29 protein-coding genes and 1 pseudogene are annotated in these 25,680 nt (G+C 60.2%); 20 read left to right on the forward strand and 10 right to left on the reverse strand.

The genetic code is table 11. The annotated features are described in order from the left end of the window. Positions 1-53: 53 nt before the first annotated feature. Genes ACPYOP_RS17750 through ACPYOP_RS17760 form a run of 3 tightly spaced genes read right to left on the reverse strand, consistent with a single transcriptional unit; the run spans position 54 to position 4,529 of the window. Complete coding sequence (locus ACPYOP_RS17750) at positions 54-1,244, reverse strand: aromatic amino acid transaminase (protein ID WP_481411681.1); 1,191 nt, start codon at positions 1,242-1,244, stop codon at positions 54-56. 16 nt (positions 1,245-1,260) lie between these two features. After that, positions 1,261-2,448 carry a dihydrolipoamide acetyltransferase family protein gene (locus ACPYOP_RS17755; protein ID WP_481411682.1) on the reverse strand — a complete coding sequence of 396 codons (1,188 nt, stop codon included), beginning with the start codon at positions 2,446-2,448 and terminating at the stop codon, positions 1,261-1,263. A gap of 2 nt (positions 2,449-2,450) precedes the next feature. Further along, on the reverse strand, positions 2,451-4,529 hold the full coding sequence (locus tag ACPYOP_RS17760; protein ID WP_481411683.1) for a transketolase C-terminal domain-containing protein: 2,079 nt from the start codon (positions 4,527-4,529) through the stop codon (positions 2,451-2,453). A gap of 118 nt (positions 4,530-4,647) precedes the next feature. Between ACPYOP_RS17760 and ACPYOP_RS17765 the strand changes: the two genes are divergently transcribed. The 11 genes from ACPYOP_RS17765 to ACPYOP_RS17815 all read left to right on the forward strand — a co-directional run bounded on the left by ACPYOP_RS17765 (position 4,648) and on the right by ACPYOP_RS17815 (position 14,152). Further along, on the forward strand, positions 4,648-5,127 hold the full coding sequence (locus tag ACPYOP_RS17765; RefSeq protein ID WP_481411684.1) for an Lrp/AsnC family transcriptional regulator: 480 nt from the start codon (positions 4,648-4,650) through the stop codon (positions 5,125-5,127). Positions 5,128-5,213: 86 nt separating this feature from the next. Beyond that, positions 5,214-6,104 (forward strand): phenylacetic acid degradation operon negative regulatory protein PaaX, encoded by an 891-nt coding sequence (gene paaX, locus ACPYOP_RS17770; protein WP_481411685.1) that lies wholly within the window; start codon positions 5,214-5,216, stop codon positions 6,102-6,104. A gap of 265 nt (positions 6,105-6,369) precedes the next feature. Further along, complete coding sequence (gene paaA, locus ACPYOP_RS17775) at positions 6,370-7,374, forward strand: 1,2-phenylacetyl-CoA epoxidase subunit PaaA (protein ID WP_481411686.1); 1,005 nt, start codon at positions 6,370-6,372, stop codon at positions 7,372-7,374. 29 nt (positions 7,375-7,403) lie between these two features. Beyond that, positions 7,404-7,688, forward strand: coding sequence for a 1,2-phenylacetyl-CoA epoxidase subunit PaaB (gene paaB / locus ACPYOP_RS17780; RefSeq protein ID WP_069061017.1), 285 nt, complete (start codon positions 7,404-7,406; stop codon positions 7,686-7,688). Then, on the forward strand, positions 7,688-8,470 hold the full coding sequence (gene paaC / locus ACPYOP_RS17785; protein ID WP_481411687.1) for a 1,2-phenylacetyl-CoA epoxidase subunit PaaC: 783 nt from the start codon (positions 7,688-7,690) through the stop codon (positions 8,468-8,470). The genes paaB and paaC overlap by 1 nt, the downstream gene beginning before the upstream one ends. A gap of 9 nt (positions 8,471-8,479) precedes the next feature. Then, positions 8,480-9,004 (forward strand): 1,2-phenylacetyl-CoA epoxidase subunit PaaD, encoded by a 525-nt coding sequence (gene paaD, locus ACPYOP_RS17790; protein ID WP_481411688.1) that lies wholly within the window; start codon positions 8,480-8,482, stop codon positions 9,002-9,004. Between the two features lie 24 nt (positions 9,005-9,028). Then, the gene (paaE, locus tag ACPYOP_RS17795; RefSeq protein ID WP_481411689.1) at positions 9,029-10,105 is read left to right on the forward strand and encodes a 1,2-phenylacetyl-CoA epoxidase subunit PaaE; all 1,077 of its coding nucleotides are present in this window, start codon (positions 9,029-9,031) and stop codon (positions 10,103-10,105) included. A gap of 24 nt (positions 10,106-10,129) precedes the next feature. After that, positions 10,130-10,885 (forward strand): Phenylacetic acid catabolic protein, encoded by a 756-nt coding sequence (locus ACPYOP_RS17800; protein WP_481411690.1) that lies wholly within the window; start codon positions 10,130-10,132, stop codon positions 10,883-10,885. Positions 10,886-10,956: 71 nt separating this feature from the next. Then, complete coding sequence (paaZ, locus tag ACPYOP_RS17805; protein ID WP_481411691.1) at positions 10,957-13,014, forward strand: phenylacetic acid degradation bifunctional protein PaaZ; 2,058 nt, start codon at positions 10,957-10,959, stop codon at positions 13,012-13,014. Between the two features lie 4 nt (positions 13,015-13,018). Then, positions 13,019-13,537, forward strand: coding sequence for an acyl-CoA thioesterase (locus ACPYOP_RS17810; RefSeq protein WP_481411692.1), 519 nt, complete (start codon positions 13,019-13,021; stop codon positions 13,535-13,537). Continuing rightward, positions 13,538-14,152, forward strand: a complete 615-nt coding sequence (locus tag ACPYOP_RS17815; protein ID WP_481411693.1) for a phenylacetic acid degradation protein PaaY — start codon at positions 13,538-13,540, stop codon at positions 14,150-14,152. It abuts the gene before it with no gap. A 20-nt stretch (positions 14,153-14,172) separates the two neighbouring features. Here ACPYOP_RS17815 and ACPYOP_RS17820 read toward each other — a convergent pair whose 3' ends face one another. From ACPYOP_RS17820 to paaG, 4 genes are all read right to left on the reverse strand, one after another. Beyond that, positions 14,173-14,769 (reverse strand): TetR/AcrR family transcriptional regulator, encoded by a 597-nt coding sequence (locus tag ACPYOP_RS17820; RefSeq protein ID WP_481411694.1) that lies wholly within the window; start codon positions 14,767-14,769, stop codon positions 14,173-14,175. Between the two features lie 105 nt (positions 14,770-14,874). Further along, positions 14,875-16,185, reverse strand: coding sequence for a phenylacetate--CoA ligase PaaK (gene paaK, locus ACPYOP_RS17825; RefSeq protein WP_481411695.1), 1,311 nt, complete (start codon positions 16,183-16,185; stop codon positions 14,875-14,877). Positions 16,186-16,329: 144 nt separating this feature from the next. After that, positions 16,330-16,773 (reverse strand): hydroxyphenylacetyl-CoA thioesterase PaaI, encoded by a 444-nt coding sequence (gene paaI / locus ACPYOP_RS17830; RefSeq protein WP_481411696.1) that lies wholly within the window; start codon positions 16,771-16,773, stop codon positions 16,330-16,332. Beyond that, entirely contained in the window at positions 16,770-17,558 is a 789-nt protein-coding gene (gene paaG / locus ACPYOP_RS17835) for a 2-(1,2-epoxy-1,2-dihydrophenyl)acetyl-CoA isomerase PaaG (protein WP_481411697.1), read from the reverse strand. Before paaG ends, paaI begins: the two co-directional genes overlap by 4 nt. 197 nt (positions 17,559-17,755) lie before the next feature. Here paaG and ACPYOP_RS17840 point away from each other — a divergent pair, with 197 nt between their 5' ends. From ACPYOP_RS17840 to ACPYOP_RS17875, 8 genes are all read left to right on the forward strand, one after another. Then, positions 17,756-18,286: a dihydrofolate reductase family protein gene (locus ACPYOP_RS17840; protein ID WP_481411698.1), complete on the forward strand. Its 531-nt coding sequence runs from the start codon at positions 17,756-17,758 to the stop codon at positions 18,284-18,286. A gap of 241 nt (positions 18,287-18,527) precedes the next feature. Continuing rightward, positions 18,528-18,971, forward strand: coding sequence for a hypothetical protein (locus ACPYOP_RS17845; protein ID WP_481411699.1), 444 nt, complete (start codon positions 18,528-18,530; stop codon positions 18,969-18,971). Beyond that, positions 18,968-19,396, forward strand: a complete 429-nt coding sequence (locus ACPYOP_RS17850) for a hypothetical protein (protein WP_481411700.1) — start codon at positions 18,968-18,970, stop codon at positions 19,394-19,396. The genes ACPYOP_RS17845 and ACPYOP_RS17850 overlap by 4 nt, the downstream gene beginning before the upstream one ends. 14 nt (positions 19,397-19,410) lie before the next feature. After that, positions 19,411-20,010 (forward strand): TetR/AcrR family transcriptional regulator, encoded by a 600-nt coding sequence (locus tag ACPYOP_RS17855; protein WP_481411701.1) that lies wholly within the window; start codon positions 19,411-19,413, stop codon positions 20,008-20,010. A 109-nt stretch (positions 20,011-20,119) separates the two neighbouring features. Further along, the gene (locus tag ACPYOP_RS17860) at positions 20,120-20,599 is read left to right on the forward strand and encodes an MEKHLA domain-containing protein (RefSeq protein ID WP_481411702.1); all 480 of its coding nucleotides are present in this window, start codon (positions 20,120-20,122) and stop codon (positions 20,597-20,599) included. A gap of 134 nt (positions 20,600-20,733) precedes the next feature. Beyond that, positions 20,734-21,642, forward strand: coding sequence for a helix-turn-helix transcriptional regulator (locus tag ACPYOP_RS17865; protein ID WP_481411703.1), 909 nt, complete (start codon positions 20,734-20,736; stop codon positions 21,640-21,642). A 75-nt stretch (positions 21,643-21,717) separates the two neighbouring features. Continuing rightward, complete coding sequence (locus ACPYOP_RS17870; protein WP_481411704.1) at positions 21,718-22,317, forward strand: acyl-homoserine-lactone synthase; 600 nt, start codon at positions 21,718-21,720, stop codon at positions 22,315-22,317. A 285-nt stretch (positions 22,318-22,602) separates the two neighbouring features. Then, positions 22,603-23,373 (forward strand): helix-turn-helix transcriptional regulator, encoded by a 771-nt coding sequence (locus tag ACPYOP_RS17875; protein ID WP_481411705.1) that lies wholly within the window; start codon positions 22,603-22,605, stop codon positions 23,371-23,373. A gap of 206 nt (positions 23,374-23,579) precedes the next feature. Here ACPYOP_RS17875 and ACPYOP_RS17880 read toward each other — a convergent pair whose 3' ends face one another. The 3 genes from ACPYOP_RS17880 to ACPYOP_RS17890 all read right to left on the reverse strand — a co-directional run bounded on the left by ACPYOP_RS17880 (position 23,580) and on the right by ACPYOP_RS17890 (position 25,330). Continuing rightward, a complete protein-coding gene (locus ACPYOP_RS17880) occupies positions 23,580-23,996 on the reverse strand; it encodes a hypothetical protein (RefSeq protein WP_481411706.1) in 417 nt (138 codons plus the stop codon). After that, positions 23,989-24,642, reverse strand: a complete 654-nt coding sequence (locus ACPYOP_RS17885; protein ID WP_481411707.1) for a nucleotidyltransferase family protein — start codon at positions 24,640-24,642, stop codon at positions 23,989-23,991. The genes ACPYOP_RS17880 and ACPYOP_RS17885 overlap by 8 nt, the downstream gene beginning before the upstream one ends. A gap of 451 nt (positions 24,643-25,093) precedes the next feature. Next, entirely contained in the window at positions 25,094-25,330 is a 237-nt protein-coding gene (locus ACPYOP_RS17890; protein ID WP_481411708.1) for a hypothetical protein, read from the reverse strand. Here ACPYOP_RS17890 and ACPYOP_RS17895 point away from each other — a divergent pair. Continuing rightward, a pseudogene (locus ACPYOP_RS17895) lies at positions 25,317-25,680 on the forward strand (efflux RND transporter periplasmic adaptor subunit); the annotation flags it as partial. The gene ACPYOP_RS17890 and the pseudogene ACPYOP_RS17895 sit on opposite strands and share 14 nt — an antisense overlap.

The raw sequence follows: 25,680 nt of genomic DNA on the forward strand, positions 1-25,680 counted from the left end.
CAACGAAGCGGTCAAGCGCTTATCTGAAACGCTTGACCGCTTGCGGCGCATTTTCAAGCCAGGTAGGGGCCGATGCATTGGGCCACGGACGCCACGTCCTCGACCCGCATGCCTGCAACATTGATCCTTCCGGAGTCCGGCATGTAGATGCCGTGTTCGGCCCGGAGTTTCAGAACATTTTCGGGAGAGATCGGCAGCAGGGAGAACATGCCCTCCTCGCCGCTCATATGGGCAAGCTCCGGAAGAAATCGACCAAAGGCCTCTGCGGCCGCGCGGCGGATTTCCGTTATGCGGATGCGCATGTCGTTCAATTCATCCACCCAGAGCCGGCGGCGGGACGGCTCCTGGAGGATTGCCGCGACGATGGCCGCGCCGTGCGCCGGCGGCATGGAGTAGCTCGCGCGGGCATAGCCTGTGAGATTGCTTATGCCCTTGTTCAATGATGCCTGCCGATCCGCGAACAGATAGACGGCGCCGGTGCGCTCCCGGTAGAGCGAAAAGGATTTCGAGCAGGATACGGCAACCATCGCTTCGCCGACGGATTCGATGACATCAATCATGCCGGCCGCATCTTCGACCCGGCCGCGCCCGAGGCCCTGATAGGCATTGTCGAAGAGGGGCAGCAATCCTTTGGCGGCGACGACGTCCGCAATATCGCGCCAATTCTGCGGTGATAGTGCCGCGCCCGTCGGATTATGGCAGCTCGTTTGCAGCAGCACCGCGTCACCGGGTGCGGCGTTCCGCAGGGCGGCCAGCATGTCGTCGATCAGAACGGACTGCTTGCCGATGTCGAAGAAACGATAGGTTTCGGCCTGAAGGCCGACCGCGGCAAAGATCGCCTGATGGTTGACCCATGTCGGCGTGCCGATCCAGATCTTCCGTCGCTTGTCGAGCGCAAGCAATTCCGCGGCCAGACGCAGCGCGCCGGTGCCACCCGGCGTCTGAATTCCGGCGAGCCGCCTGCCGCCGTGGCGCTCGCCGAAGGTTTCGAGAGCCAGCGTCCGTAGGAAGGCTGGATCTCCCTCCGAGCCGATATAGGATTTGGATCCTTGCGTTTCCCAGAGATGGTGCTCGGCCGCCTTGACGGCCTTCATGACCGGAGTGCGGCCCGTTTCGTCGCGATAGACGCCGACGCCAAGGTCGATCTTTCCAGCTCTCGGATCGGCGGCGAACTTGGCAATCAATTCCAGCAGCGGATCCGGCTTCTGCTCCGTCAGGCTACCGAAGAATGCTGTCTTGTTCATTGGTTCCTCCCTTCCCCTATTGGGGCCAATCCTCAAGGACCCGCACGAATTCCGCCAACCATGCATTCGTCTGGTGGCCGTCCAGGGAGCGGTGGTCAATCGTCAGCGAGACATAGGCCATGGGACGGACCTGGATCGTATCGACGCCATCGACCTCCCGCACGACGACACGCTTTTCCAGCTTGCCGATGCCGAGGATGGCCGATTGCGGCTGGTTGATGATGATGGGCGATGCCAGCAGCGAGCCGGAAACCCCGTGATTTGAGATCGTGAAGGTTCCACCCTTCAGCTCGTTGGCCTTGAGCGCATTGGATCGCGCCCTGTTCGTCAGGTCCTGCAGGCGGGCGGCAATGGTCTCAAGCGGAAGATTCTGCGCCTGCCGGATCACGGGTGCGATCAGGCCTTTGTCGCCCAGTGCGATGCCTACGCCGATATTGATGTCCTCGAATATCTCGAGGCTATCATCGTGCCACTGGCCGTTTACCTCCGGCACCGCCTTCATGGCCGCGACGGACGCCGCCACGAAGTAGGCGGTATAGGACAGGTTCACGCCCTCGGCTTTCAGGCGCTCCTTATGGCTTTCGCGATGGCGTGTGATTGCCGTGAAGTCCGCCTCGAAGACCGCGGTGACTTGCGGTGCCGTCGCAAGGGATTCGGCCATGTGCCTTGCGATTGCGAGCCGCATGGCCGAATGGGGTACGGTCCGGGATTTGCCATCAACCGGAGTTGCTGGGAAAGGTTGCTCGGTCGCGGCTTGATGGGACTGACCGGCTTCGAGCGCGTGATCCATATCGGCGCGCGTGACCCGCCCGCCCTTGCCGCTGCCTTTCAGGGAGGCGGGATCGATTGCGTACTCCTCGGCGGCCCTGCGAACGGCAGGCGAGTAATAGCTGGAGGCGGTCACGGTCGAAGCCGGCTGCATCGGCAGTGGAGCAGCAGTCTGTTTCGATGCAATGCTGATCGCCTCGACGCTCATTCGTCCCAGGATCGCCCCGGGTGCGGCGTCATCGCCATCCGTCATGGAGATTTCGCTTAAGATGCCGTCGCAAGGCGCCGCGATCTCCTGGGTTACTTTGTCTGTTTCCAGCTCGACCAGCGCATCGCCTTCCCTGACATGATCGCCGATCTGCTTCAGCCAGTTGCGGACGACTGCCTTGGTACCTTCCTGTTCGATCGGAGCCGTGATCTCGACGGTATTCGTCATTCCTAGAACTCCAGGATTTCGGCAATGCGCTTGGCGATCCGTTCCGTCGAAGGCACGGCCCATTCCAACAGGACGGGGTTATGCGGGCTTGGAATATCCGGCATGGTCAGGCGGGAGACGGGGGCATCGAGATCCATGAACGCTTTGTCCGCGATGACGGCGGCAATCTCGGCGCCAAAGCCACCGGTCTCGAGATCTTCATGGACGATGAGGCAGCGGTGCGTCTTGGCGACCGAGGCGAGCACGGTCTCCTGATCCCACGGCATCAGCGTGCGAAGATCGATGACATCGGCGGAGATGCCTTCGGCTGCTTCCTCGCAGCGGTGCACCATGGCGCCCCAGGTGACGATGGTGATGTCGTTGCCGGTCCGCGTCAGCTTCGCCTTACCGAAGGGCAGCGCGAAATCGTCGCCGGGGTAGGGGCGGCGCGCCCATGCATGATCGAGCATGGCCCTGTGTTCGAAGAAGATGACCGGGTCGTTGCCGCGGATCGAGGTGCGCAGCAGGCCGACGGTATCCTCGGCATTCGAGGGAACGGCGACCTTCCAGCCGGGCTGATGGACGAAAGCCACCTCATTGGTCTGGCTGTGCCAGGGATCGCCACATTTGAAGAAGCCGCCCGGCATGCGCACGACGACGGGGGCGGCGAAGCGATTGTTGGTGCGCCAGCGGATGGTGCCGCAGTCGTTCAGCTGTTCGGTGGCCGGCTCGGCATATTTCCGGAACTGGATTTCGGGGACGGGCACGAGCCCGGCGAGCGCCATACCCACCGCGCGGCCGATGATCCCCTCCTCGGACAATGAGGTATCGAAAATCCGTTCGTTGCCGAATTTCTCCTGTAGGCCGAGGGTCACGGCATGGACGCCGCCCTTCGGGCCGATATCCTCGCCGAACATGACGACGCGCTCGTTGATCGCCATTTCATGTTCGAGCGTTCTGCGGATGGCGGTGACCATGTTGATGCGCGGGCCGGAGGTCTCGGGTTCATCCGTTGTCGCCGGAGCTACATATCCATTGGGATGCTGGCCACCCATCGTCTGCATGTCGCCATCGAAAAACACATGGCGGGTCACCGAAGAGGGGTCGGCAAGGGGCCGCTCCTCGGCGGCTGCACGGGCGCTTTCGGCCATATCGCGGGCCTTGCTTTCGCACGCATCCCATTCCTCGATCGGCATGATGGCGGGAACGAGAAAATCCTTTAGGCGCGGTAGCGGATCGCGCGCCCACTCGCGCCTCAGGGTTTCCTCGCTCTTGTAGGTCTGCGTGTCCTGAAAACTGTGGCCCTCGAGCCGCGGAACCATCAGCCGCAAGAGAGCGGGCTTGCGCTCTTCGCGAACGAAGGAGACCGCATCTTGTACGAGGTGTGCAGCCTCGGCCGGGTCGCAGCCGTCGCCGTCGAATATTGCAAGGTTTTTCCAGCTGGCGAGATTGGCGGCGATATTTCCGCCCGGGGTCTGCACAGTTGAAGGAACCGAAATGCCAAAGCCATTGTCTTCGATGAAAAACAGCATCGGCAATGCTTGCGTCGTTGCAGCGGTGAGCGCCGCCCAGAAGCCGTTCGAGGCGACTGAGCCGTCGCCGCCGAGGACGACGCCGATATCCCGGGCATACTCTTCGCGCCCCAAAGTGGTCGCGTAGTATTTCATCGCCTGCGCCCAGCCGGCGGTCGGCGTATATTGGGCGCCGACACCGCCGCACATCGGCAGTGCCGAGGCACCGGAGAGGTTGGGATAATTGAAGACGACGCCGATATCGCGCCCGTCGGAATAGCCGCCGGCGCGCCCCATGGCCGAGCCGAGCGCATCGGCAGGATCGACGCCGAGCGAAAGCAGAAGCGGCCGCGAGCGATAATAGCCGCAGGTCGCATCGTGCAGGCCGGTCAGCTGCATGCCGAGAAGGATTTGCGCCATGTCGTGGCCGCGCGCGGAAAACTGGTAGAGAACCTTCTTTTCCGGAACGAGACGCTTCTCTTCCAGCTCATCGAGGGCTCTTGAGAGATGGATGAGGCGGGCGACCCTGCGCCAGTCGATACGGTCGTCGGGCGCATTGCGCTCATGCTTTCTTATCGCCAGTTGGGACATTTGCTCCTCCTGCATCCGGTCCCATGATTCTAATTCAAGCGGCCGCGTTATTCCTTTCAATCTCATAGGAATTGACCTAGTATTTGATAGCTTTAATTCAGAAATAACGGATTTTTGAATGGAAGATTTCAACCTTGATCACGTCGACAGAGCGATCCTTCGCGTGCTGCAGGAAGAGGGCGATATCAGCCAGGCGGCACTGGCCGAGAAGGTCGGTGCGTCGCCTGCCTCCTGCTGGCGAAGAATAAAGGCGCTGGAGAGCGAAGGCGTGCTCGGCAGGACGGTCCGCCTCGTCGATCCCGACAAGATCGGCAAAGGCCTCAATGTCTTCTGCCAGGTCAAGATGAAGACCCATGATCCCGCGACCCGCCGCGATTTCGAGCAATTCATCGCGAGCTATCGTGAAGTTCTCGAATGCTATTCCATGTCGGGGGAATGGGATTATCTCATCCGCGCCGTCGTTGCCGATGTCCGGGAGTATGAAGGGCTTTTGATGCGCGGTATTCTGACGCATGAGGCGGTGCTGAGCTCGTCGTCGCACTTCTCGCTGAAATGCGTCAAATACACCACCGCGCTGCCGACGAATGTTACGCGGTAGAAGCCTCTGGCCTGCGCTCGCCTTGAACATGGTGAGCATCTCACGTTAATAGACCCTAACGATTGCAGATGCGGAGCAGGGTTGGATTGTCGGCTGATAACGTCAAACTCGGCGATGATTTGAACGAAGCGGTCACGGCGCTTCTCATCGATCTGCCCGTCAAGGCCGCGAGTTTCATCGTCACGATCTATGGCGATGTCGTCGAGCCGCGGGGCGGCGTCGTCTGGATCGGCAATCTCATCGAGACATGCAAGAGCGTCGGCATCACCGAAACGCTGGTTCGCACCGCCGTGTCGCGACTGGTCACGGCCGGCCAGCTTGCCGGGGAGCGGGAAGGACGCCGTAGCTACTACCGGCTGACGGATGCTGCTCAAGCAGAGTTCACCGAGGCTGCCAGTCTCTTCTATGGGCCGGAGCCTGCCGTCCGCTGGCAATTCGTCCTGATCAATGGCCCCGCTCCGGAGGAGATCATGCAAGGGCTCGAGCGGGACGGCTTTGCGAGGCTCAGCCCCCGTCTTGCGATGGGAACGCACCCCGCGCCGCCCTTGCCGGATCGCGTCGTTATCTTCAACGCCGAGCTTGCGACCGAGACCAGCGCCTTGAAGGAGCTTGCGGAGGAGGCCTGGAACCTAGAGCACTTCGCGGAAGCCTATCGTGAATTCGTAGTCCGCTTCCGCGCGTTTTCGCAGCGCGTCGGCGATTGTGCGGCCCTTTCGCCATTCGACTGCCTGATCGCGCGGCTGCTTCTTGTCTATCAATACCGCCTGATCATGCTGCGCGAGCCGCATCTTCCCAAGTCTGCGCTGCCGGCCGATTGGCCGGGCGAGGAGGCGCGGCGGCTGTTTGCCGAACTTTATTTGCGCCTGTCAAAAACGGCTGATGGCTATGTCGGTCGCCGCTTTGTGAACGGGTCGGGCAAGCTTCGAGAGACGACGCCGGCAAGCCAAAAACGGCTCTATCACCTCAAGTCCCGCTGAAAGACCAATCCGCTCAGTGACATAGCGAGGTGGACGCCCCGCAGCGTGCTTTCATGATATTGAATGTCACAGAAAACTCGAAAAATTCATTTGTACTGTGATATATCGCATGTTAATACAATGACCGATCGGTCGGTTAATGCGCTTGCGCTCGGATCGATGTTTCGTGGAGGAGAGCGCGAAACAGGCCTATACTGGCGATGCCGTGGAGCCTCGGCTTGGCTGAGGCGAGCGCGCCGGAGGGCGCCAGGACGGAGGAAGATCGATGTATGCACAGATGGTGAAAACCGATGGCGCCCGCATCCGTTCCCTCGACGAGATGGACCCTCAGGAGCGCGCCTTTCAGGAACGCGTCGATGCCGGCCAGAAGATCGAGCCGAAGGAATGGATGCCGGAAGGCTACCGCAAGATGTTGATCCGCCAGATCAGCCAGCACGCCCATTCCGAAATCGTCGGCCAGCTTCCGGAAGGCAACTGGATCACCCGTGCCCCAACGTTGGAGCGCAAGGCCATCCTGCTGGCCAAGGTGCAGGACGAAGCCGGCCACGGCCTCTATCTCTACTGTGCCGCCGAGACGCTCGGCATCAGCCGCGACGAGATGTATGAGCAGCTGCATTCCGGCAAGGCCAAATATTCCTCGATCTTCAACTATCCGACGCTGACCTGGGCCGATATCGGCGCGATCGGCTGGCTGGTGGATGGCGCTGCCATCATGAACCAGGTACCCCTGCAGCGCTGTTCCTACGGCCCCTATTCGCGGGCAATGATCCGTATCTGCAAGGAAGAAAGCTTCCATCAGCGCCAGGGCTTCGACATCCTGATGAAGATGGTGAAGGGCACGCCGGCGCAGAAGGCCATGGTGCAGGATGCTTTGAACCGCTGGTGGTGGCCGTCGCTGATGATGTTCGGCCCTTCGGACGATGCCTCCGTCCATTCGGCCCAGTCGATGGCCTGGAAGATCAAGCAGAATTCCAATGATGAGCTGCGGCAGAAATTCGTCGACCAGACCGTGCCGCAGGCCGAATATCTCGGCCTGACCGTCCCCGATCCGGATCTCAAATGGAACGCGGAAAAGGGCGGCTATGATTTCGGCGAGCCCGATTGGGAAGAATTCTTCAACGTCATCGCCGGCAACGGCCCCTGCAACGCGGAGCGCCTCAATGCCCGCAGGCAGGCCTGGGATGATGGTGCGTGGTTCCGCGACGGCCTGACGGCCCATGCCGAGAAAGCGGCCGAGCGCCGCGCCGCCGCAAAGGCCGCCGCCGAATAGACGGCCCGAAAGTTCAGGGAGTGAGAAACATGTCCAGTGAATGGCCGCTTTGGGAAGTCTTCATTCGTGGTCAGCACGGCCTCAACCATCGCCATGTCGGCAGCCTGCATGCGCCTGATGCCGAGATGGCAATCAACAATGCGCGCGATGTCTATACCCGCCGCAACGAGGGCGTCAGCATATGGGTGGTGCGGTCTTCCGAGATCACCGCCAGCGCCCCTTCGGAAAAAGGCCCACTGTTCGACCCCTCCAATTCGAAGGTCTATCGTCATCCGACCTTCTTCGACATTCCGGATGAAGTGGGGCACATGTGATGGTAACCGCTGCCCTTGAGCCGGTGGTCGACCGGGCCGCTCTCGTAGAATTCCTCCTGCGCATCGGTGACAACACGTTGATCCTCGGTCATCGCGTTTCCGAATGGTGCGGCCGCGGACCGGCGCTGGAGGAGGATATCGCGCTCGCCAACACCGCGCTCGACCTCATCGGCCAGACGCAGCTCTGGCTCGCTCTTGCGGGCGAGGTGGAAGGCAGGGGCCGCTCGGCGGATGATCTTGCCTATCTGCGCGATGGTTTCGAGTTCCGCAATATCCTGCTCGTCGAGCGCCCCAACGGCGATTTCGGCAAGACTTTGATGCGGCAATTCCTCTATGACGCCTGGCATTATCTGATGCTGAAAGCGTTGAAGGGCTCGACCGACCGACGCGTCGCCGAGATTGCCGAAAAGGCCTTCAAGGAAGTCTCCTATCATCTCGACCGCAGCCGCGACCTGATCATCCGCCTTGGCGACGGCACGGCAGAAAGCCATCGCCGTATGCAGGAGGCGCTCAACGATCTCTGGCCCTTCACGGGCGAAATGTTCATTGGCGATGCTGCCGATGCGGCTCTGGTAGAGGCCGGTGTGATCCCGGAACTGGAAAGTCTCAAACCCGGCTGGGACGAGATCGTCTCCGATGCGCTTGCCGAAGCGACGCTTGAGCGTCCGGCGGATGGCTACATACACAAAGGCGGCCGGCGCGGCGTTCACACAGAGCATCTCGGTTTCATTCTGACCGAGATGCAGTTCCTGCAGCGCGCCTATCCGGGCGCGACCTGGTAGGAGGCGGAAATGGCCACCGCACTTCATCCTTCGGTCAAGGAAGTCTGGCACTGGTTGTCGGAGGTGCCTGACCCGGAAATTCCGGTGATCTCATTAACCGATCTCGGCATCATCCGCGACGTCGGCTGGCAGGACGATACGCTTGTTGTCACCGTGACGCCGACCTATTCGGGCTGTCCCGCCACGACGATAATCAATCTCGATATCGAGCGGGCATTGGCCGAAAAAGGTGTCGACCGGGTGCGCCTCGAGCGCCGGCTGTCGCCCGCCTGGACGACGGACTGGATCAGTGCCGAGGGACGCGAGAAATTGCGCGCCTACGGCATCGCACCGCCGATCGATGGCACGGCCGCCGATGGCATCTTGATGAAGCGTATCGACCGGCTTGCCGGCCGCGCCAATCTCATCATCGCCTGTCCGCGTTGCGGATCGGCCAATACGGAAAAGATCAGCCAGTTCGGCTCGACGCCCTGCAAGGCGGGCTATCGCTGCACCGACTGTCTGGAGCCGTTCGACTATTTCAAGTGCATTTAAGCCTAAAGGACGAGGCTCGCATCCATGGCACGTTTCCACCCCCTGACCGTCACCGAAGTGCGCCGCGAGACGCGCGATGCGGTCGTTGTCACGCTTGTGCCATCCGAGGAGGATCGGGCCGTCTTCGATTTCACCCAGGGGCAATATCTGACTTTCCGCCGCAAGTTCGATGACGAGGAACTGCGCCGCTCCTATTCGATCTGCGCCGGCAAGGATGAGGGCGTGCTGAAAGTCGGCATCAAGCGGGTCGATGGCGGCTGCTTTTCGACCTGGATCAATGAAAATCTGAAAGCTGGCGATACGCTGGAAGCCATGCCGCCGATGGGCGCTTTCTTCACCGCGATCGAGCCGGATGTGGCACGGCACTATCTCGGTTTTGCCGGCGGCAGCGGCATCACGCCGGTTCTCTCGATCATCAAGACCGTGCTGGCGCGCGAGCCGCGCTCGATCTTCACGCTGGTCTATGCCAACAGGCAGGTCAGTTCGATCATGTTTCGCGAGGAACTGGACGATCTGAAGAACCTCTATCTTGGCCGCTTGTCGATATTGCACATTCTCGAAAGCGAGGCGCAGGAGATCGATCTTTTCACCGGCCGGATCGATGCGGAAAAATGCAAGGCGCTCTTCAAGAGCTGGATCGATGTGAAATCGGCCGCCACCGCCTTTATTTGCGGCCCCGAGCCGATGATGCTGGCGATCGCCGCGTCGCTTCGCGAGCACGGCATGCGCGACGACCAGATCAAGTTCGAGCTCTTTGCCTCCTCGCAGCCAGGCCGCGTCCGCCGCAAGATGGAGAGTGCTGCCACCGCCGATCATGAGACGAGCTGCGAGGCGACCGTCACGCTCGACGGCACAACACGTGTCTTCAAGTTTCCCAAGCACGGCCAGTGCCTGCTCGACGCCGCACTCGAAAACACGATGGACGTGCCCTACGCCTGCAAGGCCGGGGTCTGCTCCACTTGTCGGGCCAAGGTTCTCGAGGGCGAGGTCGAGATGGAGGTCAACCACGCGCTCGAGGATTACGAGGTGCGCCAGGGCTATGTGCTGACCTGTCAGTGCCACCCGCTCACCGACCGGATCGTCGTCAGCTACGATCAATAGGGCCGCGTCGAAGGGAGGAACGAGATGTCCGAGATGATGCCGATCGAGCAATATCTGGAGGAGGGTGGGATGCTCTCCTCGCCCGACAACGTGCCTCCCCGCTATCGCGGCGAACTCTTGCGACTGATGGCGAGCTTCGTCGATAGCGAGCTGGCCGGTTCCGCCGGCTTCGCCGACATCATCAACGACGCGCCGGGGATTCAGGAACGCATTTCCGCTGCGCGCATAGTGCTGGAAAAGGCCGACCATGCCGGCCAGGTCCTGAGGATTATGGAGACTTTCGGCGTCGACGGCGGCCGCTATGCCGTCCACCATCCCTGGGCGGTGCGGCTTTCCCGCGAGGCCGATATCGGCGCTGTCAGGCAGGGCGGCGACATGCGGCTTTCCGTGTTCCACTATCCCCTTGAAGGCTGGGTGGACGCGGTTGTCATGAATGTTTTGATGGGTGCTGCCAGCGTCTTACAGCTGAAGGAACAGGTGCGCGTCTCCTATCAGCCGCTCGCCGAAGTCTTCCGCGCCATCCTGCCGCGCGAAAAACGGCATGCGGAGCTCGGCGCGGCCGGTCTTGCCCGCATCGTCGCCGATGAAGAAGGGCGGGCGAAGGCGCGGGCTTCGGTCGCCTATTGGTATCCCCGCGTTGCCGCGAGTTTCGGCCATGCCGGCTCGGCTCGCTTCCAAACATTGTCGCGCTTCGGCCTGCGCCATCAGCCCAACGAAACTTTGCTGGCCGAATGGCAGGCCGATGTCGATGCGCAGCTGTCTGCGCTTGGATTGGCTTAAGCAATTCCGGGAAAAGCGCTTGGCGATTTTCCGTTCGGGATTGCGGGAAAAGATGACGGAAGGACACTCGGATGAACATCATGGCAAACCAGCCGCGCCGGCTTGAAAGCTATGTCGGCGGCACGTGGGTCGTCGGTGCTAGGGAAGGTGTGGCGCTGCTCGATGCATCGACCGGCGCACCGGTCGCATCAATCGATTCCTCGGGCATCGATTTCAAGCAGACCTTGGCTTATGGCCGCGACAAGGGTGGCCCGGCGCTCAGGCGCATGTCTTTCCATGAGCGCGCCGCGATGCTGAAGGCGCTCGGCCAGGCGCTGCTTGAGAGGAAGGAAGAATTCTACGCGCTTTCGACGGCAACGGGAGCCACGCGGGCCGATAGCTGGGTCGATATCGAAGGCGGCATCGGCACCCTGCTGTCCTACGCCTCCAAGGGCCGGCGCGAGCTTCCGAATGCGCGCGTGCTGCTCGATGGCGATGTGGAGCCGCTTTCCAAAGATCAGAGCTTTTCCGCGCAGCATATCTTAAGCCCGCTCCAGGGCGTCGCTGTCCATATCAACGCCTTCAACTTCCCCTGCTGGGGCATGTTGGAAAAACTCGCGCCGACCTTGCTGGCCGGCGTTCCCGCCATCGTCAAGCCTGCGAGCCAGACGGCCTATCTGACCGAACTCATGGCTCGCCGCATCATCGAGACCGGCCTTTTGCCGGAAGGCGCGCTGCAGCTCGTCTGCGGCTCGGTCGGCGATCTTCTTGACCACGTTGAAGGCCAGGATGTGGTGACCTTCACTGGGTCCGCAGCAACCGGCCAGCGCCTGAAGACGCACAAGGCGATTATCGAAAATTCCGTGCGCTTCACCATGGAGGCCGATAGCCTCAATGCTGCGATCCTCGGGCTCGATGCGGCCCCCGGCACGGAAGAGTTTGACCTCTTCGTCAAGGAGGTCGCGCGCGAGATGACAGTCAAGGCCGGCCAGAAATGTACGGCGATCCGCCGCGTCATCGCGCCCCGCGCCTATAGCGAAGCGCTGATATCGGCCCTGAATGATCGCCTTGGCAAGACGGTGATCGGCAATCCGGCCGATGAGACGGTTCGCATGGGGCCGCTCGCAAGCCTCGGCCAGCGTGAGGAAGTGCGGGCGCGCATCCGCGACCTCGCAGCCGATGCGGAGATCGTCGGCGGCGATCCCGATAATCCGCGCGTCCTATCCGGCGATGTAAGCGCCGGCGCCTTTCTCAATCCGGTGCTGCTTTATTGCGACAAGCCGGGCTCGGCACGCGCCGTTCACGACGTCGAAGCCTTCGGCCCGGTCAGCACCGTCATGCCCTATGATACGGCGGAAGAGGTGGTCGATCTCGCGCGGCGTGGGAAGGGCAGCCTTGTTGCCTCCGTCTTCACCAACGATCCCCGTTTCGCCGAGGACGTGGTTCTTGGTCTCGCGCCGTTCCATGGTCGCGTTATGATCGGCAATCGCGCCAGCGCCAAGAGTTCCACTGGCCACGGTTCACCTTTGCCGGGCCTGGTTCACGGCGGGCCCGGCCGTGCCGGCGGCGGCGAGGAACTCGGCGGCATCCGTGGCGTGAAGCACTATATGCAACGCACCGCCGTCCAGGGCACGCCGCGCCTGCTTTCGGCTGTTACGGGCCGCTGGATGGATGGCGCGGATGCCCGCCGCGACAGCGAGCATCCCTTCCGCAAATCGCTCGCCGAGCTGAAGATCGGCGATCAGCTCATCACAGCCACACGCAAGGTGACGCTCGAGGATATCGAGCACTTCGCCAGTTTCACCGGCGACACCTTCTATGCCCATATGGACGAAGAGGCCGCCAAGGCCAATCCGTTCTTCGAGGGCCGTGTCGCGCATGGCTATCTCATCGTCTCTTTCGCGGCCGGCCTCTTTGTCGATCCGGCTCCCGGCCCGGTTCTTGCAAATTACGGTGTCGACAATCTGCGCTTCCTGACACCGGTCAATCCGGGTGATACGCTCCAGGTGCAGTTGACCTGCAAGGAGATCAATCCCCGCATCAATGCCGAACATGGCGAGGTGCGCTGGGATTGCAAGGTAACGAACCAGCTGGACGCTGTCGTCGCGCAATATGACGTTCTGACGATGGTGGCGAAAACGAGAGAGTGAGCGCATGACGACAATCGAGCAAGACCCGCACCGCCTGGAAATGACCGTGCTGATGACGCCGGACATGGCGAATTTCAGCGGCAAGGTGCATGGCGGCGCCCTTCTGAACCTGCTCGATCGCGTCGCCTTCTCCTGTGCGTCGCGCTATTCCAAGCAATATGCGGTAACACTGTCGGTCGATCAGGTGCTGTTCAAGGAGCCGATCAATGTCGGCGAGTTGGTCACCTTCCGCGCCTCGATCAACGATACCGGCCGTACCTCCATGGAGGTTGGCATAAGGGTGGAAGCGGAGAATATCCGCTCCGGCCAGCGCCGCCACACGAACTCCTGTTATTTCACCATGGTTGCCGTCGATGAAGCCGGCCGGCCGGTGCGTGTGCCGGAACTGGTGCCAGTCACGCCGGTTGATATCCGCCGGCACAAGGCCGCCCAGCTTCGCCGCACCTTGCGTCGCGAGTTCGCGCAACGGATGGAAGCGGTGGCCGAAACCGGTCGCGATGTGGAAGGTTTGGGAGCCGACTGAATGGCGCAGATCTATTCCTATGACGGCGTGATCCCGGTCATCGATGCGGCAGCCTTCGTGCACCCAGCCGCAACCGTCATCGGCGATGTCATCATCGGCCCGGCCTGCTATGTCGGGCCGGGTGCCGTGCTGCGGGGTGATTTCGGGCGTATCGTGCTCGAGCGCGGCTCGAATGTGCAAGAGACCTGTGTCGTCCATAGTTTCCCGAATCTCGAGGTCGTCATTGGCGAGGCGGGGCATATCGGCCACGGCGCGGTGCTGCATGGCTGTCGCATCGGCGCCAATGCCATGGTCGGCATGAATGCCGTCATCATGGACGAGGCCGTCATCGGGGAAAATGCCATCGTGGCCGCCATGGCCTTCGTGAAGGCCGGCGCCGAAATCCCGGCAAACAGCCTCGCTGTCGGCTCGCCGGCGCGTGTCGTGCGCGAGTTGACGCAGGAAGAGATCGCCTGGAAGCGCCAGGGCACCTCCATCTATCAGCGCCTAGCGCTGGAGGCGAAGGAGAAGCTGGTGGCCATCGAGCCACTGACTGCGCCAGAGCCGGATCGCCGCCGCATTCGGGCGCCGGAATACGATCCGCTTATTCTTGAAAGGATGAAGCTCGGCGACTGACCGGCTGCGTCAACGGCGCCTCAACGGACGGCCTTGACCCCTTCGAGGATGAGGGTGGTGGCAATATCGGCATATTCGTCGCGGGTGATCGGCCCATTCGGCCTGAACCACATATAGACCCAGTTCATCATGCCGAAGAGCGACATGGTGACCGGCATCAGCAGCGGCCGGTTCTTGTTGAGATCCGGATTGAGATCCTCGATGACGGTGGAGAAACGCCTGACGATACGCCGTTCGATCGTCCGCAATTCCGCCAGCTGCTCTTCCGATAGGGCATGCGTGCCGTTGAGCTGCACCTTATGTTCGTTGTCGGCACCTTCATAGTTCTTCAGCACGGCCTTCACCAGCAGACGCAGCCGCTCTTGCGGCGTAACATCGGTGCGATCCGCCGTTTCGATCGCGCTTTCCAGCTCCGTCAGATGCGTTTGCACGATGTCGAAGATCAGCGCGTCCTTGCCGGGGTAGTAGTGGTAGAGCAGCGCTTTCGAGACATTGCCACGCGAAGCGATCATCGACATGGACGCCTTCTCCATGCCCATCTCGGCGAAAACAGCCGCGGCACTTGCCAAGATGCCACGCTGCTTTTCCTCGAAATCAACTGCGCGCGTGCGTGCCATGTAATCCTGCTCTGCTCATTCCCGATTGCCCGTGACCGTGTCTAGCGGCCGATCCTTCCCATATACAATCAAATGCTTGCCAGGCTATCCCGCCGGATGTCTCGATTATTCTTTTGGGCGGTTGTCGACAATGCGTTTCGCCTTGCCTTCGGAGCGCGCGACGCCGCCCGGCGGATGCACGGTGATCTTCGTCGAGACCCCGACCACGCTCTTGATGTGGTGGGTAAGTTCCTTTGCCGAAACATTTCGCGCGGTTTCGTCCGCCGCCTCCAGCGTGCACTCCACATGAACGGTCATGTCGTCCATGCGGCCGGAGCGTGTCAGTTCGATCTGGAAGTGCGGCGCGAGCCCGCGGCATTTCAGGATCTGCTCCTCGATCTGCGTCGGAAAGACGTTGACGCCGCGCAGGATCATCATGTCGTCGGAGCGGCCGGTCACCTTTTCCATGCGGCGCATCGAACGAGCCGTGCCGGGCAGCAGCCGCGTCAGGTCCCGCGTGCGATAGCGGATGATCGGTAGGCCTTCCTTGGTCAGTGTGGTGAGGACCAGCTCGCCGATCTCGCCGTCAGGCAATGCTTCGCCGGTAACCGGATCGATGATCTCCGGATAGAAATGGTCTTCCCAGATGTGCAGTCCGTCCTTGCTCTCGACGCATTCGTTGGCGACGCCCGGACCCATGACTTCCGACAGGCCGTAAATGTCGACGGCGTGCATGTCGAAGGCGTGCTCGATTTCCTCGCGCATGGCATTGGTCCATGGCTCGGCGCCGAAGATGCCGACGGCGAGCGAGCTTTCTCTGGGATCGAGGCCCTGCCGGCGGAATTCGTCGAGGATCGAGAGCATGTAGGAAGGCGTCACCATGATGATGCGCGGTCTGAAATCCTGTATCAGCGCGACCTGCCGTTCCGTCATGCCGCCCGACACCGGTACGACGGTGCAGCCGAGCTTCTCCGCGCCGTAATGCGCGCCGAGGCCGCCGGTGAAGAGGCCGTAGCCATAGGCGATATGCACCAGGTCACCCGCCCGCCCGCCGGAGGCGCGAATCGAGCGGGCAACGAGGCTTGCCCACGTTTCGACGTCCTTGGCGGTATAGCCGACAACGGTCGGCTTGCCCGTCGTGCCGGAGGATGCGTGGATGCGGGCAAGCTTTTCGCGCGGAACGGCGAACATGCCGAAGGGATAGGTGTCGCGGAGATCTTTCTTGGTTGTGAAAGGAAATTTGGTGATATCGGACAGAGTCTTGAGATCGGACGGATGTATGCCCAGCTCATCGAAACGCTTGTTATAAAAGGGTGAATTCTCGTAGGCGTGAGTGAGCGTCCATTTCATGCGTTCGAGCTGCAGCGCGGAAATCTCGTCGCGCGAGGCGGTTTCGATCGCCTCAAGCTCACCGGGACGTGGCGAAAGGTTTTCCATGAATGTCTCCTCCAAAAATCCCAGGCGCTGCCGCCGCGAACCTCAGAGCATTTCCGCTTTTCTTCGAATCGCGAAAACGCTCTATCTCCTTGTTTTCCCGCAATTCCGGACGGAAAACCGCTGCGCACTTTTCCTGGAATTGCTCTATTCCGGCAAAAGTGCGCCCTTGACCGTTCGCGAGTGACCGCGGAACTCCGCGATCTGCTCGCCCTCCTGATTGGTAACCGCGATGTCGTAGATGCCGCCTCGCCCGCGGCGCGACACCTCCCGTGCCGTCGCCGTCAACCAGTCTCCCTTGAAAGCCGGCGCGATGTAGGTCACCGAACAGTGCAGGGCGACGGTGCGCTGGTTATAGGTGTTGCAGGCGAAGGCGAAGGTCGAGTCGGCCAAGGTGAAGATGTAGCCGCCATGGCAGGTGCCGTGGCCGTTCGTCATCGCCTCGGTAATCGCCATCGAAAGGCTCGCTTTACCGGGGGCTACGGCAAGCAGCTCCATGCCGAGGTGACGGGTGGCGTTGTCTTCGTCCCACATGGCCCTGGCGCAGGCTTCCGCAAGCGACTGCGGCGAAATGCTGCCAGCCGCGCTCATTGCCCCTTGAACTCCGGCTTGCGCTTTTCGAGGAAGGCGGCGACGCCCTCGGCATAGTCGGCGCTGCGGCCGGCCTCGCGCTGCAGGTCGCGCTCAAGATCGAGCTGTTCGTCAAGCGAATTGGTTGCCGCCGCCTGGATGGCGCGCTTCGTCAGGCCCAGGCCTTTGGTCGGGCCGGCGGCGAGCCGGAGGGCGAGAGCCTTTGCCTCCTCCATCAGCTTGTCGTCGTCCACCGCGCGCCAGATCAGGCCCCAGCTGGCCGCCGTTTCCGCGTCCAGAGGCTCGGCGGTCAGCGCCAGCGCCTTGGCGCGCGCCTCGCCGACAAGGCGCGGCAGGTTCCAGGTGCCGCCGGAATCCGGCACGAGGCCGATTTTCGCGAAAGCCTGGATGAAGCGGGCCGAGCGTGCCGCAAGCGTGATGTCGCAGGCAAAGGCGATATTGGCGCCGGCGCCGGCCGCCACGCCGTTGACTGCGCAGACGACAGGTTTTTCCAGGCTGCGGATGAGGCGGAGCAGCGGATTGTAGAAGGTTTCGATCGTGTGGCCGAGATCCGGCGTTCCCTTGCGCGGGTCGCGGTCGCCAAGGTCCTGGCCTGCCGAGAAGCCGCGGCCCGCTCCCGTCAGGAGAACCGCACGTACCTCCGCATCCTTGTGCCCGCGCTCGAAACCGGCGCGCAGCGCAAGGTGCATTTCCTCATTGAAGGAATTGAGTTTGTCGGGTCGATTGAGCGTGAGGCTCAAAACGCCATCGGCAAGTGCCGACAGAATGGTGTCGGAATCGGACATGTTTCCTCCCCGTCGCCTTCCCACGGCAACTGCAAAATTCTTGCATAAACCGACCGGTCAATCAATTATAAAAGTAATGATTGGCAGCACGGCCCTTGGTAGAAGCTGGAAAGCGGAGCCCTATAGATTGTAACCGATTCTATTTCTACGTAGCATCGGCCCGAGCCTTGTGAGGAGTTCGGGGGAGGTCTTGCGGCATGGCAAAGCTGGTGTTCGCTTTGAACCAGTCCCTGGACGGCTATGTCGACCACACGGAATTTGCGCCCGACGCCACGCTCTTTCGTCATTTCATCGACGACGTGCGCGGCCTTGCCGGCATTGTGTATGGTCGCCGCATGTACGAGGTGATGCGGTATTGGGATGAAGATCATTCCGAATGGGACGAGGAACAACGCGACTATGCGGCAGCGTGGCGGAGCCGGCCGAAATGGGTCGTGTCACGCTCGCTGAAATCAGTCGGCTCAAACGCCACTCTTGTCGCTGAAGACATCGAGGTGACGATACGCGGGCTGAAGGCTCGACTGAATGGGGAGATCGAAGTTGCCGGACCTGAGCTCGCACGAAGTCTGACCGACCTTGGTCTCGTTGACGAATATCGACTGTACCTCCATCCCGTCGTGCTTGGCCGAGGCAAGCCGTTCTTCGCCGGCCCGCGGCCGCCGCTCCGCCTTGTGGCGAGCGATCGCATTGGCAAAGACGTGATCAGGTTGACATACGTCCCCGCATAGTCGCGCGGCATACATAGCCTTTAGTCGCCTTGACCGCTCGCTGCATGGACAACCACAGAGGGAAAAATCCTAAGAAATTGGCAGTCGTCCAACCACGCTCTTTACAAATGACCGACGGTCAGTCATAAATCTTCACTATCGGAATCTGGAGAGGTTCGAATGGTAGTCGTTGTTCATGGGTTGGGAGCGTCGGCGCGGAGTGGCGCCTGTCCTCCCTCATCGCTTAGGAAAAATCCGCGTCATGATCCGTCACGATCTTAGCCAATGGCCGCTTGTGCTGTCTGCCGCCCGTGGTTCGATGTCGCCCGAAGAACAGCTTGCGTTCCTCTCCGACTGGACGTCGTGGCTTGACCGCGGCGAACCCTTTTCGACCCTGCACGTCTTCACGGATGCCGATGCAATCCAGCGCCCCGAGGGCGGTGCAAGGCAGGCAAAGGTCTGGCTTCAATCCAACGGCGAGCGGATCAAGCGGCTGGTGATCGGCATGGCGACCGTCGTGCCCGGCGATGCCGCGGAGGAGATGAGCCGGATGAATGCCGAAAAGCTCTATGGCGTCCCCGCGCAGATCTTCGATGAGGTCAACGAGGCGACGATGTGGCTCGCCTCCGTTTCCGCGGCGCAAAGAAGGCCGGTGAGCATGGGACGTGTGCTGCGGAGCCTGACCGATTTGTGCAGGCCGTCATGATGGCATTCAAAACGCTATTACCCGATTGTGACGAGACGCATTGGCCGCTGGCGATTGTGATCGCGGAGGCGAAGCTGGACGCCGCTGGGGTGGGATCGGGCTTCGATACCCTCGAGCGCTGGCTGGGATACGAAAAGCCGTTCGCCCTTCTGTTGATCTCGGCATACGGACCGCTGCTTGCGGATGATACGGCCATTCTGGCTATGGCGGTGCAGCGGATCGGGATTGCCCGCGACGCCCTTCATCAGTTTCTTCTCGGCATTGCCGTCGTCGTTCCGGCGGCGACGGCTGACGGCGTGCGGCAAAGTCTTGCTCGTCTTCCGCTTCATATGCCGCTAGAAATCTTCAACAAGGCTGCGCCCGCTGCGGAATGGCTATGCAGTTCCATTCTTCGGCCGGCGGGCCTTGCCATCGATAGACTGTAGATGAGGAAAAGCCTGTGACCACCACAGAACGCCCGCGCCCGCGCACCAAGCCCCCGGAAATCCGCCGGGAGGAACTGATGGACGCCGCGCAGCGCCTGTTCCTGGAGCAGGGCTTTGCTGCGACCAGCGTTGCGGAAATCGTCGAGGCCGCCGATGTCGCCAAGGGCACTTTCTATCTCTATTTCCAGACGAAGGAAGACGTTCTTGCCGCTCTGAAGGCGCGCTTCATCGAGCGCTTTTGCGAAAAGATCGACGCGGCTGCCGCGGCTGCGTCCTCCGGCAGCTGGATGCATCGGCTCGATGTCTGGATAGGGTCATGTGTGGTCGGCTATCTCGACGAGGTCGCGCTGCACGATCTGGTTTTCCATGAATTCCATCCGGCCAAACGAGGCATGAAACGCGCCAACCCGCTGGTCGCCCGCCTTTCATCCTTCCTGCTCGAAGGGCAGGAAGCTAAAGCCTTCTCCTTCATTGACGCCCGGCTCTCGGCCGTCATGCAGTTCAATGCCATGCACAGCGCCGTCGATGACTGTCTGGCCGAGGGATCGACCGTCGACCGGCAGAAACTGGTCGATGTCGTCACCGATTTCTGTCGGCGTTCCGTCTGCCCCTGAGCGACCTGCGCTAACAATCCACAAGCCGGCCCATAAAGGACCGGCTCTCACCCCTTGATCTTCATGGTATTTTGCTAAGTATCGCACCGTCGATGCACCGAGTGACAGGATGGGATTGATGGCAGGCGAAACTGAAGACAAGGCCGTGGATTTGTCGGTCGATGATGCGTTCTTTGACCTTCTAACGGACAGTTTTCGCCGCATCGTCGGTGTTGCCCTTGTGGATGAAGGGGCCGGGCCGGATTGGCTCTATCGTGACGCACCTTTCGTGGTCCTCGCCCACAATAGGGATGCCGACCCCCGTTTCGTTTACGCTAACAAGGCTGCGCAGAATTGCTTCGAATATCCGTGGGACGAGTTCGTGACGCTCCCCTCGCGGCTTTCGGCGGAGCTTCCCGATCGTGCGGAGCGCCAACGGCTGTTGGACGCGGTGACGCGCGACGGCTTTATTTCCGACTATCGCGGGCTGCGGATCGCAAAATCCGGGCGTCGTTTTTGGATCGAGGACGGCATCGTCTGGCAGCTTGTGGATCGCGATGGGAATTTGCGCGGGCAGGCCGCCACATTTTCCAAATGGAAGGATGCCTAGCGCGAATTCAAATAGGGAGAGCCGATGTCGTTCTCCGGGTTCGACGCATGTCTCATTTGCATCGGCGCCGGTCGCCAAGCGACCGTACGAAGTGTATAGTAAGTACTTCGGCCTAGCTGCGTCAGGCGCGTTGCGTGACGCCATCTTGTCATGGTCGCGTTGATAAGACCATATTGTTGAATATACGAACAAATAATCACCAATACACTGCCCGAAGTTTCTGGCCGGTGTCGTGGCCATGTTTCTTGCTTCATCGTGAAACTTCGAAGATTGTCATTATGTCAAACCACTGGATATTGCCCGGCAATCCAATTTTTCCGGCTCGCACTCTTGAGGAAACACAGTATTTTCTGGCCGAGCTCGAGGCCTGCACAACTCAGGAGGAGTTGGCCGAGGTCGTCATTCGATATGTGGAGCCGTTCGGCGCGACCAATGTTCTGGTCGGCACCATGCCCCAGATTGGCGCGACCAAACGCCAGCAGATAGGCCATGTCCTGATCAATGCATGGCCGAATGATTGGTCGGCTCGCTATTTTTCTCAGAACTATCTCTTCAAGGATCCGACGATCACGCTGGTACGTGAAGGGCTTGAAAGCTTTTTCTGGGATGAGGACGAAGTCGCCGGACTTCGGTCCGGTATGCGGGTCATGGGCGAAGCCAAGGAGTTCGGCCTTGCCGAGGGGTTCACCATGACGCTTCCGAGCCTGGGGCCTGAACATGTCGGCTTTTCGATTGCCGGCGAGCGGCTGCAGCTCGCGCCGGAAAACAAGAAGAATCTGGCGCTTGTTGCGAATTTTGCGGTCTATCGCGCCTTGCGGATCCGACGCACTCAGCAAAACAGCAGCGTCCTTAAATTGACGGCACGGGAACGTGAGGTTCTTCAGCTGGCGGCCGAAGGCTGGAAAGAGCGGCAGATCGCCTCGCGCCTCGGAATCACGGATCACGCCATCGACAAGTACATGCGCTCCTGCCGTGAAAAGCTTGGTTCGCGCAATACCAATCACGCTATTGCCGTTGCTCTGCGAAAGGGTCTGATTTCGTGAGGTACGCTTTTCCGTACCTGTGGTGATCGTGAAACGGTTCGATGATCAGCTTGCCCAAACAGGAGAGCTGTAGAGATGCTTCATATTATCACCGACCGGAACATGCACGACTATCAGGACGAGATGGATCAGGCATTTCGCCTGCGGCACCGCGTATTCGTCGAGGAGCGCGGATGGAGTGATCTGACGCGTGCCGATGGTCGCGAGACCGACCAATTCGATACGGCGGACGCCGTGCATATGCTTTTCATCAATGAAGGCGAGGTTCTTGGATATCAGCGAATGCTGCCCTCCATCAAACCCCACCTCCTGTCCGAGGTATTGCCGCAGCTTTGCGAACAGGAGAGGCCTGTCGGCCGGCACATATGGGAATGGACGCGCTATTGTGTCGAGCCGGCCTACAGAGAACATGGACGTGCCCTGAGCGCGGTTTCCAACACGCTGCTTTCGGGTTTTGTCGAATGGGGTTTGGAAAACAATATCAATACCGTGATCATCGAAATGCAGCCGCTTTGGATCCTTCGGCTACTGCAGCTTCATTTCCGGGTCAGCGCGCTCGGATTACCGCAGTCGATTTCAGGAGAGGATGTCGTCGCTGTCACCGCATCGTTCGATGAGCGCACACTGGCGAAGCTTCGTTCCCTGAAGACGGACCTGCGCCGTCGCGCGGCTTAGATGGAATGCCATCGGATGCTTTAGCGGCATGCGCACATCGGCTATTCGATATGCAGCCTCATTCCCCTATAAAATAGCCCTCCAGCACGGCCGCTCAGCGTCGTGCTGGAGCGCCTGACGCATCCCGCTGGCATCGCCCGTTCTGCAGTGAATTGCTGCATATCGGGAGGTATCGAAGACAGGTTTGGCCCTTCCAATTTCCCCTCCCTTGAGGCATTCATAATCAATGAGGAATGTTTAATATAAACAATCCTTCTCAGCTTTCGAACAGTCTGTGAGATCAGTATGAAGACGCATTCCTCGTCACCTTCCGCGGAAACGATGCCACCGCATCTGCTTGAAGAAACGACGGCCTTGATAGCGGCCATGGAGGCAGCACAGACCGAAGCCGATATCCTGCGGCTGGTGCTTGTCTATATCGGCCGCTTCGGCGCGACACATGTGCTGGCGGGCACAATGCCGCCGATCGGCGACACGAAGCGGCAGCAGGTCGGCCATATTCTTCTCAATGCATGGCCGACCGATTGGATCTCCCGTTATTTCAGCAACGACTATCTGCGCCACGATCCGACGATACACATGGTCAAGGAGCGGCATGCGCCCTTTTTCTGGCGGGACATAGAGGGCCAGAGACTGCAGAACGTGATGGCGCGCGATGTCATGGGGGAGGCCGGAGAGTTTGGTTTGCGCGAGGGTTTCACCATCGCCCTGCAAACTTTCGATGGGACCCTGATAGGCTTTTCCATCGGCGGCGAGCATCTCGAGATCAGGGAGCAGGAGCGCGGCGGTCTGCAATTGCTGGCGACCTTTGCCGTGGATCGTGCCCTCCAACTCAAGGAGCTGGATCAGCTTCCGTTGCTGAAAGGTGTCACGCTCAGGGAAAGACGTGCGCTGCAATTGGCAGCGGATGGCTTGCGGGATCATGAGATCGCGGTGAGGATGGGCATCACCCATCACGGTGCCGAAAAGCATCTGCGCTCGGTTCGCGATAAGCTTGAAGCAAAAAATACAACCAATGCCATCGCGATCGCCATTCGGCTCGGTCTGATAAGATAGGATCGACTTTCTGCTGCACCGACTGGGAAGTTTCGCTAGAGCATTTCCGCTTTTCTTCGAATCGCGAAAACGCCCTATCTTATTGTTTTGCTACGCATTCCGGACGGAAAACCGCTGCGCACTTTTCCTGGAATTGCTCTAGAACTCGCGGCGTCAACCGGCACATAGAAATGTCCGCAATTCGCAAATTCGCGTTGCCGCACATCTCAAAGAATGAATTGTTGCTCAGCCCATGCAGCGAATTCTTCCAGGCGTTCCAGCGCCCTTTCAGCGTCATTTCGTGTCTTGGCCCTCGATCCGTACTGCACTTCGTCCTTTTGCTCGAGAAGTGCACGCAGATTTGCCTCCTGCTTCGCAGGTAGGGCTTTACCCAGAGCTGCCCGCAAGAGTTTGATGACAGCCTGATGGTCTCCCTGGTTGATTTCCCCGCGAAACTTGGCCGTCAAGGCGTCGGAATACGCTATCGCACAGTTGATAACCGTCGACATAGACGGGTTCCCGATGTCGCCTGGATCGGCGACGAGGTTGCTGTTGCGCGCGTCTTTAAGAAACCCGCGGGCGATCAGGAGTCTACCGGTAGCAAAAGCGGCGTCTTTCTTTTTGGTAGATCCAATCCTAGCCATGCGTCGCCCTCTGAAGCGGCACTGCGTCCTCGGGGCGCTTCCCGGAAATGACGATCGCGTCCTGCTTTACGTTTTTCCACCACGGATCATCGCTTTCAGCAAGTCGTCCGACATCATCAAAATCCAGCCCGACCACGTTGGGGAAGAAGGCCAATTTCTCCGCCGCATCCCTAAGCTCCTCTCGAAGGCCTTCCACTACTCCTGCCAGATGGTCTGCTCGGGCGATGATGCCGATGTCGAGATCACTGTCCGGTCCGTCGTCTCCTCGGGCGGCGCTGCCGTATACGAAAAGACTGAAGACAGGCCTTTTGGCGGCACTCTGACGCAAAGTCTCCAGGATTGCCGCAAAGCGCTCGCTCTCTGCTTTGAACAGCGCCGACAGCGTTGGAGCGAGATAGTGGCTGTCATTAAAGCGGTACACCTTCGAACGCCCCGACCCCATTGAGGAGACAATCCCAAGAACCTCGAGCGCGAGAAGTCCGGCCCGGACGCTTTCACGAGATAGTCGGCTTCCCCGGACGATTTCAGAAGATGCCAGCATTCCTCCATGCTGCGACAGAACGCGGAGAACCCTGATATTCGAATCGACACCGAGCATGGCGGTAAGAGGGTTGCGTATCGCGCTCTCTCGTTCCGAACGGGCCAATCTTTGCCTCCGCACCTGGTTGGTTGCCTTGATATCTAGCCGTATGCCTAGATATCTTGCTTTTTGCCTAAATATCCAGGCATAAAAGAGTTGTCAACGATAGATGCCGTGCTTTCATGCACTCACCGGGCAGTGGCGCGAATATGTTCACATCTCAACCATGCTGTTATATACAAGTCGCCGTGGGCCATGAGAAAAGGCCGCACGCCCTTGCGTCCGGGCGATGATTGTTTCGGTACCATTATTGCCTTTATTCAGGACTCTACTAAATATGGTTCGGACATAGCAAATTGGCTATCGGAATTCGGATCGTAAAAACTCGTGCTGAATCAGAAGCAGAGGCGTGCGAATGACGTTTGACTGGTCTGTTTGCTGAGGACGGCCGATTTGGACGCCACCAGCTTCAATCATGAAGAAGTCGATGCTGCCCCCGGCGGCCGAAAGGCGTCGTTCAGTGGTGGTCATTGCCGTAAGGGTATTGTTCCCTGCGATCCCACCAATTCCGAACAAAATCGCTTTCAAAGCAGGCGCCGATCGCAGGCGCCGGTAAGGATGCGACAACTTTGGCGCGGAAGGGTCCCTCGTAAACCTCGCCAGAGCCGACGCAATCAGAATTCCCAGCGACCTGTTCCCGAAAAATAGAGTTACCAGTCATGATAAAACGCATGGTGATCATGCTGATCGTCATAGGCCTGATCCTGGGCGGGATTTTCGGCTTCCAGGCCTTCAAGAACCGCATGATCGCGGCGTATCTGGCTAATCTCAAGGCACCACCGCAGACGGTCTCCACAATTACGGCGGCAACGAGCCCATGGCAAACCACGCTGCAATCGATAGGCAGCTTCAATGCGGTCGAAGGCGCCAATCTCTCGGCCCAGGTCCAGGGCATCGTCCAGAAGATCGGCTTTCAAGACGGCCAGGATGTCAAGAAAGGCGATCTCATCGTCCAGCTGCTTGCCGATCAGCAGATTGCAACGCTACAGCAATACCAGGCATCGGCGACAAACGCGCAGATCGCCTATGAGCGCGATTCAAAGC

Source organism: Rhizobium sp. KNZ2-6A, from assembly GCF_056755475.1.

Excerpts from the sequence above, each read along its gene's own strand:
- ACPYOP_RS17750 (WP_481411681.1), bottom strand. The coding sequence starts at position 1,244 with ATGAACAAGACAGCATTCTTCGGTAGCCTGACGGAGCAGAAGCCGGAT.
- ACPYOP_RS17755 (WP_481411682.1), bottom strand. The coding sequence starts at position 2,448 with ATGACGAATACCGTCGAGATCACGGCTCCGATCGAACAGGAAGGTACC.
- ACPYOP_RS17760 (WP_481411683.1), bottom strand. The coding sequence starts at position 4,529 with ATGTCCCAACTGGCGATAAGAAAGCATGAGCGCAATGCGCCCGACGAC.
- ACPYOP_RS17765 (WP_481411684.1), top strand. The coding sequence starts at position 4,648 with ATGGAAGATTTCAACCTTGATCACGTCGACAGAGCGATCCTTCGCGTG.
- paaA (WP_481411686.1), top strand. The coding sequence starts at position 6,370 with ATGTATGCACAGATGGTGAAAACCGATGGCGCCCGCATCCGTTCCCTC.
- paaB (WP_069061017.1), top strand. The coding sequence starts at position 7,404 with ATGTCCAGTGAATGGCCGCTTTGGGAAGTCTTCATTCGTGGTCAGCAC.
- paaC (WP_481411687.1), top strand. The coding sequence starts at position 7,688 with ATGGTAACCGCTGCCCTTGAGCCGGTGGTCGACCGGGCCGCTCTCGTA.
- paaD (WP_481411688.1), top strand. The coding sequence starts at position 8,480 with ATGGCCACCGCACTTCATCCTTCGGTCAAGGAAGTCTGGCACTGGTTG.
- paaE (WP_481411689.1), top strand. The coding sequence starts at position 9,029 with ATGGCACGTTTCCACCCCCTGACCGTCACCGAAGTGCGCCGCGAGACG.
- ACPYOP_RS17800 (WP_481411690.1), top strand. The coding sequence starts at position 10,130 with ATGTCCGAGATGATGCCGATCGAGCAATATCTGGAGGAGGGTGGGATG.
- paaZ (WP_481411691.1), top strand. The coding sequence starts at position 10,957 with ATGAACATCATGGCAAACCAGCCGCGCCGGCTTGAAAGCTATGTCGGC.
- ACPYOP_RS17810 (WP_481411692.1), top strand. The coding sequence starts at position 13,019 with ATGACGACAATCGAGCAAGACCCGCACCGCCTGGAAATGACCGTGCTG.
- ACPYOP_RS17815 (WP_481411693.1), top strand. The coding sequence starts at position 13,538 with ATGGCGCAGATCTATTCCTATGACGGCGTGATCCCGGTCATCGATGCG.
- ACPYOP_RS17820 (WP_481411694.1), bottom strand. The coding sequence starts at position 14,769 with ATGGCACGCACGCGCGCAGTTGATTTCGAGGAAAAGCAGCGTGGCATC.
- paaK (WP_481411695.1), bottom strand. The coding sequence starts at position 16,185 with ATGGAAAACCTTTCGCCACGTCCCGGTGAGCTTGAGGCGATCGAAACC.
- paaI (WP_481411696.1), bottom strand. The coding sequence starts at position 16,773 with ATGAGCGCGGCTGGCAGCATTTCGCCGCAGTCGCTTGCGGAAGCCTGC.
- paaG (WP_481411697.1), bottom strand. The coding sequence starts at position 17,558 with ATGTCCGATTCCGACACCATTCTGTCGGCACTTGCCGATGGCGTTTTG.
- ACPYOP_RS17840 (WP_481411698.1), top strand. The coding sequence starts at position 17,756 with ATGGCAAAGCTGGTGTTCGCTTTGAACCAGTCCCTGGACGGCTATGTC.
- ACPYOP_RS17845 (WP_481411699.1), top strand. The coding sequence starts at position 18,528 with ATGATCCGTCACGATCTTAGCCAATGGCCGCTTGTGCTGTCTGCCGCC.
- ACPYOP_RS17850 (WP_481411700.1), top strand. The coding sequence starts at position 18,968 with ATGATGGCATTCAAAACGCTATTACCCGATTGTGACGAGACGCATTGG.
- ACPYOP_RS17860 (WP_481411702.1), top strand. The coding sequence starts at position 20,120 with ATGGGATTGATGGCAGGCGAAACTGAAGACAAGGCCGTGGATTTGTCG.
- ACPYOP_RS17870 (WP_481411704.1), top strand. The coding sequence starts at position 21,718 with ATGCTTCATATTATCACCGACCGGAACATGCACGACTATCAGGACGAG.
- ACPYOP_RS17875 (WP_481411705.1), top strand. The coding sequence starts at position 22,603 with ATGAAGACGCATTCCTCGTCACCTTCCGCGGAAACGATGCCACCGCAT.
- ACPYOP_RS17880 (WP_481411706.1), bottom strand. The coding sequence starts at position 23,996 with ATGGCTAGGATTGGATCTACCAAAAAGAAAGACGCCGCTTTTGCTACC.
- ACPYOP_RS17890 (WP_481411708.1), bottom strand. The coding sequence starts at position 25,330 with ATGACGATCAGCATGATCACCATGCGTTTTATCATGACTGGTAACTCT.